This is a genomic window from Streptomyces puniciscabiei, assembly GCF_006715785.1.
Lineage (GTDB): Bacteria > Actinomycetota > Actinomycetes > Streptomycetales > Streptomycetaceae > Streptomyces > Streptomyces puniciscabiei.
The window spans coordinates 2,913,088-2,930,526 of sequence record NZ_VFNX01000001.1; the positions used below are offsets into that span (position 1 = coordinate 2,913,088).

Below are 17,439 nucleotides of genomic sequence, written 5' to 3' on the forward strand. Positions count from 1 at the left end.
AGGCCCAGAACCTGAGGCACGGAAAAGGGCCCGGAGGTCGTCCTCCGGGCCCCTTCGCCGTGTTCCACTCAGTCCTGCTGCTGCCGCTTCGGCCGCCACACCACCAGCGCGCTGGTCTGCTGGACCTCCTGGTACGGGACCAGGTCGCGCCGGTAGGAGGCGTGCACGGCGGCCTCGCGCTGCTGCATCGCGGCCGCCGCGCCGTCCAGGGCCGCTTCCAGTTCCGCGACGCGGGACTGCAGCGCGGCGACCTGGTTCTCCAGTTCGATGATGCGCTTGATGCCGGCCAGGTTGATGCCCTCGTCCTGCGACAACTGCTGCACCTGGCGGAGCAGTTCGATGTCGCGGGCCGAGTAACGGCGGCCCCGCCCGGCGGTCCGGTCCGGGGAGACCAGGCCCAGGCGGTCGTACTGGCGCAGCGTCTGCGGGTGGAGTCCGGAGAGCTGGGCCGCCACCGAGATGACGTAGACCGGGGTCTCCTCGGTCAGTTCATACGGGTTACGTCGACGGCCGTCCATCTCTCTCAGTCTCCCTTCGCGGCCTCGAACAGCTCCGCCCGCGGATCCTCGCCCGCGGTCGCCTCGCGATACGCCTCGAGCGCGTCACGAGCCTTCCCCGACAGGTCCTGGGGCACACGCACCTCGACGGTGACCAGCAGGTCGCCGCGGGTGCCGTCCTTGCGGACCGCGCCCTTGCCGCGGGCACGCATGGTGCGGCCGTTGGGCGTGCCGGGGGGCAGCTTCAGGGTGACGGCCGGGCCGCCCAGGGTGGGGACCCGCACCTCGCCGCCGAGCGCGGCCTCGGCGAAGGTCACCGGGACGGTCACCGTGAGGTTGTCGCCCTTGCGCCCGAACACCGGGTGCGCGCCGACGTGCACGACCACGTAGAGGTCGCCCGCCGGTCCGCCCCGCTCGCCGGGCGCGCCCTTGCCGCGCAGCCGGATGCGCTGCCCGTCGGTCACCCCGGCCGGGATGCGGACCTGCATGGTGCGCGAGGACTTGGCGCGGCCGCTGCCCTTGCACTCCATGCAGGGGTGCTCGGCGATGAGCCCGCGGCCCTTGCAGTCCGGGCAGGGGTCGGTGAGCGAGAAGCCGCCGCCGGAGCCCCGGGCGACCTGGCCGGTGCCGACGCAGGTCGGGCACACGCGCGGTGTGCCGTTCTTGTCGCCGGTGCCGGAGCAGGCCTTGCAGGGCGCCTGGGAGGACATCCGCAGCGGCACCGTGGCGCCCTCGATGGCCTCCGTGAAGCTCAGCGTGACCTCGGTGTCGATGTCCTGGCCACGCCGGGGCTGGGTACGGGCCGTACCCGCGCCGCCGCGGTTGAACAGGCCCCCGAAGACGTCACCGAGTCCACCCCCGAAGCCTCCGCCCTGGGTGGTGGTCCCGCCGCCTCCGAAGAGGTCGCCCAGGTCGAAGTTGAAGGAGCCGCCGGCGCCCGGCCCGGGGCGGAACCCGCCGTTGCCGAACAGGGCGCGGGCCTCGTCGTACTCCTTGCGCTTCTTGGGGTCGCCGAGTATGTCGTTCGCCTCGGAGATCTCCTTGAAGCGCTCCTCGGCCTTGGCGTTGCCCTTGTTGGCGTCCGGGTGGAACTCGCGGGCGAGCTTCCGGTACGCCTTCTTGATCTCGGCCTCGGTGGCGTCCTTGGGGACGCCGAGGACCTTGTAGTAGTCCTTCTCGATGAAGTCCTTGGTGCTCATCCCCGACGTCCCTCCTTCCCCTCAGTGGTCCTCACGTCAGCCCTCGTCCGGGCCACCGTTCTCCTTGTCGTCGGCCTTCGTCGCCTCGGACTTGTCCTCGGCGCCCTCGGCCTTGACCGTCTGCGCGCCCGGCTGCGGCTCGGCGACGGCCACCCGCGCGGGGCGGATGGTGCGCTCGCCGATGCGATACCCGGGCTGCAGGATCGCCACGCAGGTCGTCTCGGTGACGTCCGGCGCGTAGCTGTGCATCAGGGCCTCGTGGATGGTCGGGTCGAAGGGCTCGCCCTCCTTGCCGAACTGCTGCAGGCCCATCTTGGCCGCGACGGTCTCCAGCGACTCGGCCACCGACTTGAAGCCGCCGACCAGTTCGCCGTGTTCCCGCGCGCGGCCGATGTCGTCGAGCACGGGCAGGAGCTCGGTCAGGAGGTTCGCGACGGCGATCTCCTTGACCGCGATCCGGTCGCGCTCGACCCGGCGGCGGTAGTTCTGGTACTCGGCCTGGAGGCGCTGGAGGTCCAGCGTGCGCTCGTTGAGCGCCGTGCGCACCTGGTCCAGCTGGGCCACCAGACCCACGCTCTCGTTTCCGTCCCCGGCCGGGGCCGCCCCCTCCTCGGGGGCGGCCTTCGGCTCGGCGTCGTCGGGGGTCGCGCCGGAGGGGACGTCGGGCTTCTCCTCAAAGCCCGGGGTCTCCTCCGTCATTACGCGGCACCGTCCTTGCGCTCGTCGTCCACGATCTCGGCGTCCACGACGTCGTCGTCAGCGGCCTTGCCACCCTGAGCGGCACCCTCGGGACCGCCCGCGGCCTGCGCGGCCTGGGCGTCGGCGTACATGGCCTGGCCCAGCTTCTGCGAGACGGCCGCGACCTTCTCGGTGGCGGTGCGGATCTCGGCGGTGTCCTCGCCCTTGAGGGCTTCCTTCAGCTCGCCGACCGCGGCCTCGACCTCGGTCTTGATCTCGCCGGGGACCTTGTCCTCGTTGTCCTTGAGGAACTTCTCGGTCTGGTAGACCAGCTGCTCGCCCTGGTTGCGGGCCTCGGCGGCCTCGCGGCGCTTGTGGTCCTCCTCCGCGTAGCGCTCGGCCTCCTCGCGCATGCGGTCGACCTCTTCCTTCGGGAGCGAGGAGCCGCCGGTGACGGTCATCTTCTGCTCCTTCCCGGTGCCGAGGTCCTTCGCCGTGACGTGCATGATGCCGTTGGCGTCGATGTCGAAGGAGACCTCGATCTGCGGGACGCCGCGCGGCGCCGGCGGCAGACCGGTCAGCTCGAACATGCCGAGCTTCTTGTTGTACGCGGCGATCTCGCGCTCGCCCTGGTAGACCTGGATCTGCACCGACGGCTGGTTGTCCTCGGCCGTGGTGAAGATCTCCGAGCGCTTGGTCGGGATGGTCGTGTTGCGCTCGATCAGCTTGGTCATGATGCCGCCCTTGGTCTCGATGCCGAGGGACAGCGGGGTGACGTCGAGCAGCAGGACGTCCTTGACCTCGCCCTTGAGGACACCGGCCTGGAGCGAGGCGCCGATGGCGACGACCTCGTCCGGGTTCACACCCTTGTTGGCCTCCTTGCCGCCGGTCAGCTCCTTGACGAGCTCGGCGACGGCGGGCATACGGGTGGAGCCACCGACGAGCACGACGTGGTCGATGTCGTTGATGGAGATGCCGGCGTCCTTGATGACGTTGTGGAACGGCGTCTTGCAGCGCTCCAGCAGGTCGGCCGTCAGCTGCTGGAACTGGGCTCGGGTGAGCTTCTCGTCCAGGTGCAGCGGGCCCTCGGCGGACGCGGTGATGTACGGCAGGTTGATCGAGGTCTCCGTGGAGGAGGACAGCTCGATCTTGGCCTTCTCGGCGGCCTCGCGCAGACGCTGCAGGGCCATCTTGTCCTTGGACAGGTCCACGCCGTGACCGGACTGGAACTGCTTGACCAGGTAGTCGACGACGCGCTGGTCCCAGTCGTCACCACCGAGGTGGTTGTCACCGTTGGTGGCCTTCACCTCGACGACGCCGTCGCCGATCTCCAGCAGCGACACGTCGAAGGTGCCGCCACCGAGGTCGAAGACGAGGATGGTCTGGTCGTCCTTGTCGAGGCCGTACGCCAGCGCGGCGGCGGTCGGCTCGTTGACGATGCGCAGGACGTTCAGACCGGCGATCTCACCGGCCTCCTTGGTCGCCTGACGCTCGGAGTCGTTGAAGTACGCCGGGACGGTGATGACCGCGTCGGTCACCTTCTCGCCCAGGTAGGCCTCGGCGTCCCGCTTCAGCTTCTGCAGGATGAACGCGGAGATCTGCTGCGGGTTGAAGTCCTTGCCGTCGAGCTGGATCTTCCAGTCGGTGCCCATGTGGCGCTTGACGGACCGGATGGTCCGGTCCACGTTGGTGACGGCCTGCCGCTTCGCGACCTCGCCGACGAGCACCTCACCGTTCTTGGCGAAGGCGACGACGGACGGCGTGGTCCTGGCGCCCTCGGCGTTGGTGATGACGGTGGGCTCGCCGCCCTCCAGAACGCTGACGACGGAGTTAGTCGTGCCCAGGTCGATGCCGACCGCACGTGCCATGGTTGATTCCTCCAGCTGACTTGAGTGGAACGGACTCAAGTGTGCATGACGGCTCGCGTCGGGTCAACAGACCTGAGTCGACGGGGCTCAAGTCTTATCCGTTCCTTACACGCAACTGGCTGGTCACCTGCCCTCTGACCTGCGTCGACGGCCCTCTCCGGGGCGCCTGGGCGGGGATACGGACACGGATGCGAAGGAGTACGAGAACGGCGAGCAGCGCCCCTCCGCCCACCCACAGCGCGGCTCCCTCCCCCGTCCACCCGGTGTGCACGAGCACCCCGACGAGCACCGCGGAGAAGGAGCCCGCGCCGAGCAGTACGACCGTCCCCGCGGGGGTGAGCCCGAGCCCGCGCAGCCGGTGCGCGAGATGGTCGGGGCCGCGCTTCCACAGCGGACGCCGGGCCAGCCCCCGGGCGAGGACCACCAGGGCGGCGTCGGCGAGGGCGACCGCGGCGAGGCAGAACACCACCGCCGCGCTCGGCCGGAGGCCGTACCCCGCGCGCGTGAAGACCACGGACGACGACAGCAGGAAGCCGGTGAACAGCGAGCCGCAGGCGCCGAGCCCGATCCGCGCGGGGTGCCAGTTGTGCATCAGGAAGCCGGTGAGGGCGGCGGCGAGGACGCTCAGCAGCACGGCGAGCCCGTCCATGATCTCAGCGGCGGCGCAGGCCCCGGCCCCGAAGGCGGTGAAGACCCCGACGGTGCCCGCCAGCCCGTCCGCGTGGTCGAGCCCCTTGAAGGCGAAGGTGGCGAGCACGATCCAGCCCAGGGCGAGCAGGCCGCCCAGCACGCCCGTCTCGCCGTACGGCACCACCCAGGCCGCCGCCAGGGCCGTACCGGCGAACAGCACGCGCGGGCGGAGCCGCCAGATGTCCGCGACCAGGCCCAGTGCGGCCATCGCGGCGGCGGCGTACAGCAGCTGCACGACCCCCTCCCCGAGCGGCGCGACCCCGGTGCGCTGCCCCACCCAGGCGACGAGGCAGGTGACGGACACCACCGCGAGCCCGCCGAGCAGCGGCAGCCGCCGCTGCCGGCGCCGGTCGAGGATGCCCGCCCGCAGCGCGGGCACCCTGAGCAGCGCCGCGAGCAGCGCGGCGAGGAGCAGGGAGGCGGTGGCGGCGGCGATCCCGTAGAGCACGGCTCTAAGGTAGGGGCGAAAGTAGCAATTCGGTACGAATAACACGATCCGATGACCCTGGGATGATGCGCATCACCCCGCGCTCAGCTGCATCCCGACGGAAGATGGGGGTAGTCTCAGACGGACTGCATAAGTTACCGCTTAGTAAGTTCGAGGCCGCCTCAGGAGCCCCAATGCAACTCGCCGCGATCATCGTGTCGCTGGTCCTGATCGTGGTCGGCGTGGCACTGTTCGGCCGCGCCCTCCTCCAGATCTACAACTTCATGCGACTGGGCCAGTCGGTACCGGCCGGCACGCGGACCAACGACCCCGCACAGCGCACCATGACCGTGGTCAGGGAGTTCCTCGGCCACACCCGGATGAACCGCTGGGGCGTCGTCGGCGTGGCGCACTGGTTCGTGGCGGTGGGCTTCTTCACCCTGCTGCTGACGATCGTCAACGCGATCGGACAGCTGTTCAAGGCGGACTGGATCCTGCCGGTCATCGGCGAGTGGGCGCCGTACAACATCTACGTCGAGTTCATCGGCACGATGACGGTCGTCGGCATCCTCGTACTGATCGCGATCCGCCAGCTGAGCCACCCGCGCACCCCGGGGCGCAAGTCCCGCTTCGCGGGCTCCAACTTCGGCCAGGCGTACTTCGTCGAGGCCGTCATCCTCATCGTCGGCGTCTGCATCTTCATGCTGCACGCCCTGGAGGGCGCCCAGCACCACGTGGACGGCTACGAGGCCTCGTTCTTCATCTCGTACCCGGTCGTGGCGTGGCTGAAGGGCATGAGCGTCGCCACGCTCCAGAACCTCACCTACTTCTTCGCCGGCCTGAAGATCGCGACCTCCTTCATCTGGATGATCACGGTCGCCCTGAAGACCGACATGGGTGTGGCCTGGCACCGCTTCCTCGCCTTCCCGAACATCTACTTCAAGCGCAACGCCACCGGTGAAACCTCCCTCGGCGCCCTGCTGCCGATGACCTCGGGCGGCAAGCCGATCGACTTCACCGACCCCGGCGAGGACGACGTCTTCGGTGTCTCCCAGGTCGAGCAGTTCTCCTGGAAGGGCCTGCTGGACTTCTCCACCTGCACCGAGTGCGGCCGCTGCCAGTCGCAGTGCCCGGCCTGGAACACCGGCAAGCCGCTCTCCCCGAAGCTGCTGATCATGTCCCTGCGGGACCATGCGCACGCCAAGGCGCCGTACCTGCTGGCCGGCGGCGGTAAGACGATGGAGGGCGAGGAGAAGGCCTCCGAGGAGCAGCTGAAGGACGTGCCCGCGTCCGCGCTGGCCGAGGCCGAGCGCCCGCTGATCGGCACCGCCGAGGAGAACGGCGTCATCGACCCGGACGTGCTGTGGTCCTGCACCACCTGCGGCGCCTGCGTCGAGCAGTGCCCGGTGGACATCGAGCACGTCGACCACATCGTCGACATGCGCCGCTACCAGGTCATGATCGAGAGTGCCTTCCCCTCCGAGGCGGGCACGATGCTCAAGAACCTGGAGAAGAAGGGCAACCCCTGGGGCCTGGCCAAGAAGCAGCGCCTGGAGTGGACCAAGGAGGTCGACTTCGAGGTCCCGGTCGTCGGCAAGGACATCGAGGACCTCACCGAGGTCGAGTACCTGTACTGGGTCGGCTGCGCCGGCGCCCTGGAGGACCGCGCCAAGAAGACCACCAAGGCCTTCGCCGAGCTGCTGCACATCGCGGGCGTCAAGTTCGCGATCATGGGCGGCGACGAGAAGTGCACCGGTGACTCCGCCCGCCGCCTCGGCAACGAGCCCCTGTTCCAGGAGCTCGGCATGGAGAACGTGGCCGCGCTGAACATGGCGTTCGGCGAGGAGACCGACGAGGACGGCAACGTCACGCCGGAGTCCCGGAAGCCGAAGTCCGCGAAGAAGATCGTCGCCACCTGCCCGCACTGCCTCAACACCATCGGCAACGAGTACCCGCAGCTCGGCGGCGACTACGAGGTCATCCACCACACCCAGCTGCTGCAGCACCTGGTGGACGAGGGCAAGCTGGTCCCGGTCACCCCGGTCGAGGGCATCATCACCTACCACGACCCGTGCTACCTGGGCCGCCACAACAAGATCTACACGCCCCCGCGCGAGATCATCGGCAAGGTCCCGGGCCTGCGCAACGAGGAGATGCACCGCCACAAGGAGCGCGGCTTCTGCTGCGGCGCCGGCGGCGCGCGGATGTGGATGGAGGAGCGGATCGGCAAGCGCATCAACAACGAGCGCGTCGACGAGGCCCTCTCCCTCAACCCGGACATCGTCTCCACCGCCTGCCCGTTCTGCCTGGTCATGCTCACCGACTCGGTCAACGGCAAGAAGAACGAGGGCAAGGCCAAGGAGTCCATCCAGGTCGTGGACGTCGCTCAGCTGCTCCTCGACTCGGTGAAGACCCCGGTCGACCCGGCCGGCGAGGCGGAGGCCGAGAGCGAGCCGGAGCCCGAGCCGGTCAAGTAACAGCGGTTCCACGCCGTACGACGCCCCCCTGCCCACACCGGGCAGGGGGGCGTCGGTGTGCTGTCTGCGCTACACCATCCGGTGACTTATGCACGGCTTCATGTTATTTGTCCCCCTGATTTCCTATTTATTCCACTATCCAGGTATTGGAGCTGCCCTCATCGAGTCCGGGCGTCCCAAGTCGAGGAGAGTGGAAAACATGACGACATCGCCTAGATGGCGATCTGCCGTGGCGTCAGCCGCAGTGGTCGCGGCGCTCGTTGCCGCACCGCTGGCAGGCGCGGCGACCGCGCAGGCCGCCGGCAATCCCTACCCCCCGCATCCGACACACACGCCGTACCCGTCCAAGTCGCCGCACCACGGCCACGACGAGGACTGCGACCACGACGAGCACGGTGACCAAGACGAGCACGGCGACCAGAACGAGCACGGCGACCAGAACGAGCACGGCGACCACGACGAGCACGGCGACCAGAACGAGCACTGCGACAACGACGAGCACGGACACTCCGGCCCGGAGCGGCAGCAGCTCGCACACACCGGTGCCGAGGACCACACGCGGGACATGGTCCTGGGTGGTGTGGCCGCCGCTCTGATCGCGGCGGGTGCCGGCACCATGGTTGTCGCGCGCCGTCGCAGCAACTCATGACGCTGTCCACACCACGGTGTCCCTGCCCCTGAAGCGTCCGGTCGCACGTCGGACGCCCCCAGGGCACACCAGCGCGTTCCTGGCCCTCGGGTCAGGAACGCGCTGCCGACCGCCGCCGCTGTTCCAGCGGCGGCGGTCGCCTGGATCGGTGTCACCGGTCTGCTCGCCCACCACGAACTGCGCGCCGCCCAGGACGACCTGAACGCACTGCGGAACTCGGTCGCGACAGCGGCGACGTCCCGTCCCGCCACTGCCGCCGCCGCGGGGGCGCCGGCGGAGTCCTGGTAGAAGCGGCAGAGCAGGCCGGTCGTCCTGATCGAATCACGGCGCCCACAGTGGTGCTGCTGGGTACCGCCGGGCTCATGACCCCCACGGCCGCCCAGGCCGGCGTCCCGCCGACCGACGCGCAAACCGCGCAACTCCCCGACGACGACCTCACCCACACCCCGCCGATGGGTTTCAACAACTGGAACTCGACGTACTGCAATGCGACATTCAACGAGGAAATGGTCAAGGAGATCGCTGACCTGTTCGTCGAGAAGGGGCTCAGAGCCCTCGGTTACCGGTATGTCGATCTCGACGACTGCTGGGCGCTGCCCCAGCGGAACGCGGACGGCAAGCTCGTGCCCGACCCGGCCCGTTTTCCGCACGGCATCAAAGCAGTGGCGGACTACGTCCACTCCAAGGGCCTCAAGCTGGGCATCTACACCAGCGCCGGCACGATGACCTGCAACGAGGCCGGCTTCCCGGGCGCGCTCGGCCACGAGTACAGCGACGCCCAGCAGTTCGCCGACTGGGGTGCCGACTATGAGCAAGCCCTGGGAGTGGGCGGCCGACGTCGGCCATCTGTGGCGTACGACCGGCGACATCCATGACAGCTGGTCGTCCATGCTGTCGAACCTGAAGCAGAACCTGCCGCTCGCCCCGTCCGCGGGCCCCGGACACCGGAACGATCCCGACATGCTCGAGGTCGGCAACGGCGGGATGACCGAAACCGAGTACCGCACGCACTTCTCGATGTGGTCCGTCATGGCCGCGCCACTGCTCATCGGTACCGATCTGCGCAAGGCGTCGGACGCAACGCTGGCGATCCTCGGCAACAGGGAGGTGATCGCCGTCGACCAGGACCCACTGGGCAAGCAGGGCGAGGTCGTCTCCTCCGAGGGCGGACGCTGGGTCGTCGCCAAGCAGATGCACGACGGGAGCCGTGTCATTGCGCTCTTCAACGAGTCGGACGGCGACCAATGGATCAGCACAACAGCATCGGCCGTCGGGTTGCCTCGCGCCTACGGGTACGCCGTGCGTGACCTGTGGCAGCACCGGAGCTACCACACCACCGGCACGCTTGAGGCCACCGTCCCCGCGCACGGCACCGTCCTGCTGCGCGTGTCGGCCGACGCCGGCTGGAGCGCTCTCCCGTCCGCCGTCACACACGTCCTTGGGAGGGTCAGAGCGTGACGGCGGAACGGGCGGACGCCTGGCCGCGCCGCGGACCCCTACGCGCCCTTCGGCCCCGCCTGCTGCACCACCTCGAAGGACCACAGGGTGGAGCCCGAGGCGGCCGGCTTCGGGCGCTCCGCGCCCTCTCCGCCGCCCTGGTGCGCGGCCTTCATCGGCCCCTCCATCCACGCCTGGAAGGACTCCTCGTCACGCCAGCGCGTGTAGACGAGGTAGGTGTCGGTGCCCTCGACGGGGCGCAGCAGCTCGAACCACTCGAAGCCGTCGGAGCTCTCCACCGCGTGGGCGCGGGAGGCGAACCGCTTCTCCAGCACCTCCCGCTGCTCGGCGGGCACGGTCAGCACATTGATCTTGACTACGCTCATGGCACCATCCTGACCCACCACCCCCGCACTCCCGCACCGCCCCGGGGTGTCGCGGCGCGGCCTGCTCGGCAAACCCTGGAAAACCCCCGGACCGTCCCCTGACGGTCCCTTAGGGGATGTCACAGGTCGGCCGCAAAGCCGGGCCCCGACGCCCGGGCCCGGCACGTCACTCTCCTGGACCAGGTACGTTCGATGACGTGGCTGGATTCAGGATCGGACGCGGGGGCCGGGACAACCGCACCCCCCAAGGACAGCAGGCACCGCAGGGACCGTCGTACGGCCGGCCCGGACCGCAGCAGGGCCGGCCCGGGCCGTCGTACGGTCAGCCGGCGGGGCCCGCGTACGGCTACCCGCAGGCGCCGCAGCAGTCGTACCCGCAGCCGGGACAGCGGTCGTACCCGCAGCCGGGGCAGCAGCCGTACGGCCGGCCGGGCCAGTCGTACGGCTATCCGGGCCCGGCCGACGACGGACCGGAGTACTTCGGGGACGACGGCGGCCACCCGGGCGGCGGCGCTCCCGGCCAGGACCCGTACGCGGCCAACAACCCGGGCCACACCCAGGCATTCTCGGTCGACGAGGCCGCCGGTTACACGCAGGGCGCCACCTACCAGGCCGGCTCCACCGCGGCGCCCGCGGCCCCGCCCGGCCCGCCGCTGCACTGGAAGGAACTGCTGAAGGGGATCGTCCTCTCCCCCGACCAGACGTTCCTGCGCATGCGGGACTACACGATGTGGGCCCCGGCGCTCATCACCACCTTCCTCTACGGCCTGCTGGCCGTCTTCGGCTTCGACGGCGCCCGCAAGGACGCGATCGGCGCCACGCTCTCCAACGCGGTGCCGATCGTGCTGATCACGGCGGTCGTGATGGTGCTCGGCCTGTTCGTCCTGGGCGTGGTCACCCACACCCTGGCCCGTCAGCTCGGCGGCGACGGCGCCTGGCAGCCGACGGTCGCCCTGTCCATGCTGATCACGGCCCTCACGGACGCGCCGCGGCTGCTGGTCGCCATGTTCGCCGGCGGCGACGCGACCTTCGTGCAGCTGCTCGGCTGGGCCACCTGGATCGGCGCGGGCGCCCTGCTGACCCTGATGGTCTCCCGCTCCCACGACCTGCCCTGGCCGAAGGCGCTGGGCGCGTCGGCGATCCAGCTGGTCGCGCTGCTGTCGATAGTGAAGCTGGGCACGTTCTAGTCCGTGACGACACCGCGAAAGGGCCCCGGCGACTGCCGCCGGGGCCCTTTTGCACATCCGCTGCCCTCGGGCGCCCGACCTCAGGCGTCGAGAACCTGCCCGGCCCGCTTCACCACGGGGGGCTCGACGCTCCACGGGAAGTTGATCCAGTCGTCGGTCCGCTTCCAGACGTACTCGCACTTCACGAGGGAGTGGGACTTCTCATAGATCACCGCGGAGCGCACCTCGGCGACGGTGTCGAGGCAGAAGTCGCGTACGAGCTTCAGCGTCTTGCCGGTGTCGGCGACGTCGTCGGTGATCAGCACCTTCTTGTCGGAGAAGTCGATCACATTGGGGACGGGCGCCAGCATGACCGGCATCTCGAGGGTGGTCCCGACCCCGGTGTAGAACTCGACGTTCACGAGGTGGATGTTCTTGCAGTCGAGGGCGTAGGCGAGCCCACCGGCGACGAAGACCCCGCCCCGGGCGATGCTGAGCACGATGTCGGGCTCGTAGCCGTCGTCGGCGATGGTCTGCGCGAGCTCGCGAATGGCGCCGCCGAACGCCTCGTAGGTCAGGTTCTCCCGCACGCCCTGCGTGTCACTCATGCTGCTGTGGCCCTCACACCTGGGTCCGATGGAAATTGACGTAGGACCGCGAGGCGGTCGGCCCGCGCTGCCCCTGGTACCGGGAGCCGTAGCGCTCGCTGCCGTACGGGAACTCGGCGGGCGAGCTGAGCCGGAACATGCACAGCTGCCCGATCTTCATCCCCGGCCAGAGCTTGATCGGCAGGGTGGCGAGATTGGACAGCTCAAGGGTGACGTGCCCGCTGAAGCCGGGGTCGATGAACCCGGCGGTGGAGTGCGTGACGAGCCCGAGCCGCCCGAGCGAGCTCTTCCCCTCGAGCCGCGAGGCAAGATCATCGGGCAGGCTGATGACCTCGTACGTGGAGGCCAGCACGAACTCCCCGGGGTGCAGGATGAACGGCTCATCGCCCTCCGGCTCGACCAGCCTGGTCAGGTCGGGCTGCTCGACCGAGGGGTCGATGTGCGGGTACCGGTGGTTCTCGAACACCCGGAAGTAGCGGTCCAGCCGAACATCGACGCTCGACGGCTGCACCATGGATTCGTCGTAGGGATCGATCCGTACCCGCCCGGCGTCGATCTCGGCCCGGATGTCCTTGTCTGAGAGAAGCACGTAGCGAGGATACGCAAGGCGCGCGGAGCCGTGACAATCGTGACGACTCCGCGCGCCTGTGTTACCGCTGTGATCACTGCTGCCTGTGCCGGCGTGATCACCGCTGCCTGTGTCAGCGCCTCTCCAGGGCGACCGGCACCACACTGCGGAGCCGGGCACACCGGGGACACCTCATGAGCCGGCCGGGGCCGAGCCGCTCGGCCTGCTGCATCGGGAACGAAGCGGTGCTGAAGACGTGCCCGTCCGCGCAGCGGACGACGGTGCGTTCCATCAAGTCCCTCAAGTCCCTTCCCCAAGAGCCTCGTCGGGCTTCCCACCCCGACGACAAAAGCCACATTACGGGATCAAAGACGCGACTCTCCAGGCGGCACTCCGACCTCTTCCGGCCCCTCCGCGAGGCCTCCACGGTACGCCCCAACTCGCCCCGCCCGCAGCCCGATCCCACCCCGGAAACGGACTGAGACCCCGGGTCCAGGCACCAGGGGTCTGCGATGATGTACAGTGAGCAAGGTCCGGACAACGGTTCCGCGAGGATCATGTCCGTACTTACGCGGGTGTAGTTTAATGGTAGAACATCAGCTTCCCAAGCTGAGAGCGCGAGTTCGATTCTCGTCACCCGCTCCATGCGAAACCCCAGGTCAGCGGCCTGGGGTTTGTTGTTGTCCAGACCAATTCGAGGGCAGGCCGAAGGCCCGATGCGGGACGCGGTACCCGCGAGCTCAGCGGAACAACCAGGTCAGCACCGCTGTCATCAGGAACACGACCACCGCCGCAAGCCAGACCGTCAGGCGCGTCGGCCCCGAAGGCCTGACCGGCGCCCACTCCTCTCCCTCCCGTGACAGCAGCGCGTCCGCGAACGCCTGCGCGGTCTGCGGTCGGTCGTCAGGTTCCACGGACAGCGCAGCGCGCAGCAGTGTTTCGATGCCGTCCGGAACCCCCAGCTCCCTGGGAAGGGACGGCAACGGCGTCGTCGACGCCTGCTGCGTCACAAGGACGGTGCGACCGCCCGACCCGAACGGCTTGCGTCCGGTCAACAACTCGAACGCGACGACACCGAGGGCGTACACATCGGCTCGACCGTCGAACCCGCCCGTCTGGAAGGCCTGTTCGGGCGCCATGTACGCGGGAGTGCCGGTGGTGACCGTCAGCCCCGACGCGTCGGCCAGTCGCTTCGCGCTGCCGAGGTCCGCGACAAGTACGGCGGCGGGCGTGCGATCGGTGTCGAGCAGGAGGTTCGACGGTTTGATGTCGCGGTGGACGACGCCCGCGTCATGGAGCACCTGAACCGCGTACCCGGCCTCGGCCGCGAGCCGGAGCGCTTCCTCGGGCCGGCAGTGCCCTGCCTTCTCGGCCAGCGTGCCGCCCCGGACGTAGTCCATGACGAAGTACGGCCGGTCGTCCTGGACGCCGACGTCGTGAACGCGCACGACACGCGGGCTGGAGATCCTGCGGAGCAGCCTCGCCTCCGCCAGGAAGCGCTGCCGTACATCGGCGTTCGACGCCCAGTTGTCGGCCAGCACCTTGACCGCGACATCGGTGTCGAGCTCGGGGTCGTATGCCTTCCAGACGGTGGCGAACGAGCCGGCTCCCAGCCTGTCCTCGAGGAGATAACGACCTAGCTTCTGCATGTGGCAACATTTTTCCGGGGGCGATGCGGCGGATGTGGCCGGCTGTGGTGGGGAACTTCCGTGCGGCCCAGTGGGGTCCAGGTCGGACGATAGCGGGGGGACGGCAGGGTGCTCGAGGAGGATGAGCTGACGCACCTCGTGGCGTCTGCCCAGGCAGGAGACCGGGCGTCCCTGGACCGCCTCCTCGTCAGGCTTCGGCCCACCGTGATGCGCCGCTGCTCCCGGTTTCTTCCGCACCACGCCGACGCCGAAGAGGCCGCGCAGGACGCCCTGTTGTCCATCAGCACCCATCTGCACGAGTACACCGGGCGAGGCTCGTTCCTCGGCTGGGTGACAGTGATCGCCTCGAACGCCGCCAGGTCCACGTACCGCTCGATGCGCCGACGCGCGGAGGACAGCCATGCCGTCGTTCCCGGCGGTGTCGACCCACGGACGACGAGCGTCATCGCGGGGACCCGCCTGGACCTGATGGAGTCGCTGGCCGCACTGGAGGAACGGCACCCGGCCCTGGTGGAGTCCTTCGTGCTCCGCGATCTCGGGGACCTGACCTATCTTCAGGTCGCCGAGATCACCGGCGCTCCTCTGGGCACGGTCAAGGACCGCATCCATCAGGCCCGTCGCTTCATGCGGGACCGCCTCGGCGGTGGCCTCTGAGACGCCCCGGCCTCCCGCTCCCACCCGGCATCAGCCCGACCGCGGGCCGGGGAGGTGCTGCCGTGCGTCCCCGGACGATCGTGGTCATCCTGGCGGTAGCCGCCGTACTCGGCCTGCTGACCGGCCGGTTCGTCCTGCCCGCGCCCTCTGCTCCGGCCACCCCGACGATGACGCCGGGCGCTGCGGCGTCCTCGCCGGGCCACGGCTCTCCGGTGCCGAGGCCCGCGAGCGGGCCCATGACGAACCGGCACTTGCTGACAGCGGCCGAGTTCCGGAAGGTGGGTGTCTCCAAGCGCATCTACGTGCGGGATCGCGTCGGAGACGGCAACTACGCCAACGCGACCTGCACCGGCGAGAAGACCCTCGGTGAGACGCTGGGAGCGTACGACGCGCACTTCCGCGGCCTGGTGACGAGCAAGGACACCGGCCCCGACGACCCCACCGAGGCGGCGAACATCGACGACCAGGTCGCACGCGAGGTCGCCGACGACGCCGGCAGCCGCGCACTGGCTCAGAACTACGCGGAACGCCTGCTGCTGGAGGAAGTGCCGTGCCAGAGCGAGCCCGCCACCCACTGGGTCTACGGGCCGACGCGCACGATCGACGTCGCTGCGGACATCACCGCGAGCTGGATGGGTGTGTACGGCGGCGACCTGAACACCACAGGGACCGCGCCCCGAGGCAAGGAGCCGTGCGGAGGCGTCGCCGTACTCCGCAACGGCTCGCACTACGGGGTCCTGGAGATCGATGCCTGCCTGGACACGGCTGCGATGACGCGGATCGTCCGTGCGGCCGTGACACGGCTCTGAGACCACCCCGCCCCCCGTGGGCGTGACACGGGTCACATCGATCGCGGAGATCGCCATCCAACATCTCCCGTACCTCCGGCATCTCCCAGATGTACGACGACGCCAACCGCGTCGCGACCAGACAGGAGATGAGATGTTCGACAACCAGGCAGCCCGCAGGAAGTCCGCGCGTCGCGGCCGTACCGCAGGAACAGTCGCCTGCGTCGGTGCCGCCCTGATAGCGGTCGGCATCGGCGCGCTTCCCGCCGCCGGCGCGGAGACGAGTTCTGCGAGCCGGTCGGCGACCGCCTTTGCCGCCGCTGCTGCCGAACCCGGTCTCGGCTCCGCCGCCCTGATGCAGAGTGACGACTTCTTCCAGCAGGGCCTGGCCCCGGTCCGCGCGACGGTGGACCTGACCGGGAAGCAAGCTCTCTCGGCATGCTCCGGCGAGGAGACGATGCGAGAGCTGACCAAGGGGAAGGCCGCCGCCTATGCCGACGTGACCTGGACCTTCGACACCAAAGGCACCTCGCTGACCGAATCCGTCGCGGACGGTACCACCGGCGCATCGGCGGCCTCGTACGCGAAGCAGCTCGACAAGCTGGTGCGCGGCTGCCAGGACGAGCCGCGTGGCCACTGGTACTACGGCAAGGGGCACACGATCACCGTCAAGGCCGGCGAGGGAAGTTGGTACCCGGCCTTCAGCGGCGACGGCAAGGTTGCCGGCGGCGTCGCGGTGATCCGCAGCGGCCACAGGTTCGGCATCGTCGAGCTCACCGGTCAGCCCAGCGACGACCCCGGCTACATGGAGGGCATCACCGCCGGTGCCGTCAACCGGCTGGCCGGCTGATCCGATCCGGGCGGTTCCGGGAGCTGTTCGCGTGGGTGCTGCCCCCGTCCTGGGACCGTCCGGGCCGGCTGATGAACGTCCGGTCGGGGTTCAGCAGTGACGTGCAGGGCGTGAGGCCCGGTGGAGAGCGGGAGGCCCGGTGGACCGCGCCGGCGAGCCGGGCCGACGCGTTCAGCGCGTGGGCAGCGGGGGAAATCTGTCATGGCGAGCCCACATCTGCGTGCCTGCCGGAGTTAGGGTTGTCGCACGACGCGGATGGTGCCGGATCCTTCGGACACCAGTGCCCGGCACGACCGAATCCCTCGCCGCGTCCCCGGAACGAAGGTGCCATGCCCGCTGAGAACGCCTCCGTCGCAGGCAACCTCGACGATGACGACTACCCCGCCTACACCATGGGGCGGGCGGCGGACGTTCTCGGCACCACCCCCGCCTTCCTCCGGGCCGTCGGTGAAGTCGGACTGATCGTTCCGCTGCGTTCGGAAGGCGGCCACCGCCGTTATTCCCGCCGCCAGTTGCGCATCGCCGCCCGCGCCCGTGAGCTCGTCGACCAGGGCACCCCCATCGAGGCCGCGTGCCGCATCGTCTCCCTTGAGGACCAGCTCGACGACGCCCTGCGTCTGAACCGGGAAATACGCCGGAAGCTGGCCGAGCACGTCGCAGATACCTAGTGCCGCCACTACAGAAATACACGTCGACACAGGAGGACAATTACCGGACGCTCCCGAAAACGTATGACCGTCTCCATCCGGCCTGTGTTAACGTGAGAGCAGTTGCAGTTTTGGTTGCCAGAGATTTTTTCTTTGCAGAGCTTTCCGGATCTTTCCGGAGGGGTGATCATCGCGGCGACT

At 69.2% G+C, this 17,439-nt stretch carries 17 protein-coding genes, 1 tRNA gene and 1 pseudogene; 9 read left to right on the forward strand and 10 right to left on the reverse strand.

Going from position 1 to position 17,439, the window contains the following annotated elements; genetic code table 11:
• Nucleotides 1–68: 68 nt before the first annotated feature.
• The 5 genes from FB563_RS13280 to FB563_RS13300 form a co-directional block, all read right to left on the reverse strand.
• Nucleotides 69–518 carry a heat shock protein transcriptional repressor HspR gene (locus tag FB563_RS13280; protein WP_055705130.1) on the reverse strand — a complete coding sequence of 150 codons (450 nt, stop codon included), beginning with the start codon at nucleotides 516–518 and terminating at the stop codon, nucleotides 69–71.
• Between the two features lie 5 nt (nucleotides 519–523).
• Complete coding sequence (gene dnaJ / locus FB563_RS13285; protein ID WP_055705131.1) at nucleotides 524–1,696, reverse strand: molecular chaperone DnaJ; 1,173 nt, start codon at nucleotides 1,694–1,696, stop codon at nucleotides 524–526.
• 36 nt (nucleotides 1,697–1,732) lie between these two features.
• The gene (grpE, locus tag FB563_RS13290) at nucleotides 1,733–2,395 is read right to left on the reverse strand and encodes a nucleotide exchange factor GrpE (protein ID WP_055705132.1); all 663 of its coding nucleotides are present in this window, start codon (nucleotides 2,393–2,395) and stop codon (nucleotides 1,733–1,735) included.
• Entirely contained in the window at nucleotides 2,395–4,242 is a 1,848-nt protein-coding gene (gene dnaK / locus FB563_RS13295; protein WP_055705133.1) for a molecular chaperone DnaK, read from the reverse strand. Before dnaK ends, grpE begins: the two co-directional genes overlap by 1 nt.
• 94 nt (nucleotides 4,243–4,336) lie before the next feature.
• Nucleotides 4,337–5,380, reverse strand: a complete 1,044-nt coding sequence (locus tag FB563_RS13300) for an MraY family glycosyltransferase (protein ID WP_055705134.1) — start codon at nucleotides 5,378–5,380, stop codon at nucleotides 4,337–4,339.
• A gap of 173 nt (nucleotides 5,381–5,553) precedes the next feature.
• On the opposite strand from FB563_RS13300, the gene FB563_RS13305 reads away from it, so the two are divergent.
• The 3 genes and pseudogenes from FB563_RS13305 to FB563_RS13315 form a co-directional block, all read left to right on the forward strand.
• The gene (locus FB563_RS13305; RefSeq protein WP_055705135.1) at nucleotides 5,554–7,836 is read left to right on the forward strand and encodes a (Fe-S)-binding protein; all 2,283 of its coding nucleotides are present in this window, start codon (nucleotides 5,554–5,556) and stop codon (nucleotides 7,834–7,836) included.
• A gap of 229 nt (nucleotides 7,837–8,065) precedes the next feature.
• Nucleotides 8,066–8,485 (forward strand): hypothetical protein, encoded by a 420-nt coding sequence (locus tag FB563_RS13310; RefSeq protein ID WP_142218674.1) that lies wholly within the window; start codon nucleotides 8,066–8,068, stop codon nucleotides 8,483–8,485.
• Between the two features lie 362 nt (nucleotides 8,486–8,847).
• Nucleotides 8,848–9,913: pseudogene (locus FB563_RS13315) on the forward strand (glycoside hydrolase family 27 protein); the annotation flags it as partial.
• Between the two features lie 68 nt (nucleotides 9,914–9,981).
• Here FB563_RS13315 and FB563_RS13320 read toward each other — a convergent pair.
• Nucleotides 9,982–10,308, reverse strand: coding sequence for an antibiotic biosynthesis monooxygenase family protein (locus FB563_RS13320; protein ID WP_055705137.1), 327 nt, complete (start codon nucleotides 10,306–10,308; stop codon nucleotides 9,982–9,984).
• Between the two features lie 116 nt (nucleotides 10,309–10,424).
• On the opposite strand from FB563_RS13320, the gene FB563_RS13325 reads away from it, so the two are divergent.
• Nucleotides 10,425–11,495 carry a Yip1 family protein gene (locus FB563_RS13325; protein ID WP_199832757.1) on the forward strand — a complete coding sequence of 357 codons (1,071 nt, stop codon included), beginning with the start codon at nucleotides 10,425–10,427 and terminating at the stop codon, nucleotides 11,493–11,495.
• An 80-nt stretch (nucleotides 11,496–11,575) separates the two neighbouring features.
• On the opposite strand, the gene FB563_RS13330 is transcribed toward FB563_RS13325, so the two are convergent.
• The 3 genes from FB563_RS13330 to FB563_RS42905 form a co-directional block, all read right to left on the reverse strand.
• Entirely contained in the window at nucleotides 11,576–12,082 is a 507-nt protein-coding gene (locus FB563_RS13330) for a phosphoribosyltransferase (protein WP_055705139.1), read from the reverse strand.
• 13 nt (nucleotides 12,083–12,095) lie between these two features.
• The gene (dcd, locus tag FB563_RS13335; protein WP_055705140.1) at nucleotides 12,096–12,671 is read right to left on the reverse strand and encodes a dCTP deaminase; all 576 of its coding nucleotides are present in this window, start codon (nucleotides 12,669–12,671) and stop codon (nucleotides 12,096–12,098) included.
• 112 nt (nucleotides 12,672–12,783) lie between these two features.
• Nucleotides 12,784–12,942, reverse strand: a complete 159-nt coding sequence (locus FB563_RS42905) for a hypothetical protein (RefSeq protein WP_167528485.1) — start codon at nucleotides 12,940–12,942, stop codon at nucleotides 12,784–12,786.
• Nucleotides 12,943–13,221: 279 nt separating this feature from the next.
• Here FB563_RS42905 and FB563_RS13340 point away from each other — a divergent pair.
• Nucleotides 13,222–13,295 (forward strand) — tRNA-Gly (locus FB563_RS13340).
• A gap of 95 nt (nucleotides 13,296–13,390) precedes the next feature.
• On the opposite strand, the gene FB563_RS13345 is transcribed toward FB563_RS13340, so the two are convergent.
• Nucleotides 13,391–14,434, reverse strand: a complete 1,044-nt coding sequence (locus tag FB563_RS13345; protein ID WP_199832758.1) for a serine/threonine-protein kinase — start codon at nucleotides 14,432–14,434, stop codon at nucleotides 13,391–13,393.
• A 3-nt stretch (nucleotides 14,435–14,437) separates the two neighbouring features.
• Between FB563_RS13345 and FB563_RS13350 the strand changes: the two genes are divergently transcribed.
• The 4 genes from FB563_RS13350 to FB563_RS13365 all read left to right on the forward strand — a co-directional run bounded on the left by FB563_RS13350 (nucleotide 14,438) and on the right by FB563_RS13365 (nucleotide 17,259).
• Nucleotides 14,438–14,953, forward strand: coding sequence for an RNA polymerase sigma factor (locus FB563_RS13350; protein ID WP_234357646.1), 516 nt, complete (start codon nucleotides 14,438–14,440; stop codon nucleotides 14,951–14,953).
• A 62-nt stretch (nucleotides 14,954–15,015) separates the two neighbouring features.
• Complete coding sequence (locus FB563_RS13355; protein WP_055705143.1) at nucleotides 15,016–15,762, forward strand: hypothetical protein; 747 nt, start codon at nucleotides 15,016–15,018, stop codon at nucleotides 15,760–15,762.
• A gap of 133 nt (nucleotides 15,763–15,895) precedes the next feature.
• Complete coding sequence (locus FB563_RS13360) at nucleotides 15,896–16,591, forward strand: hypothetical protein (RefSeq protein ID WP_055705144.1); 696 nt, start codon at nucleotides 15,896–15,898, stop codon at nucleotides 16,589–16,591.
• A 329-nt stretch (nucleotides 16,592–16,920) separates the two neighbouring features.
• Entirely contained in the window at nucleotides 16,921–17,259 is a 339-nt protein-coding gene (locus FB563_RS13365) for a helix-turn-helix domain-containing protein (RefSeq protein ID WP_055705145.1), read from the forward strand.
• The last annotated feature ends 180 nt before the right edge of the window (nucleotides 17,260–17,439 follow it).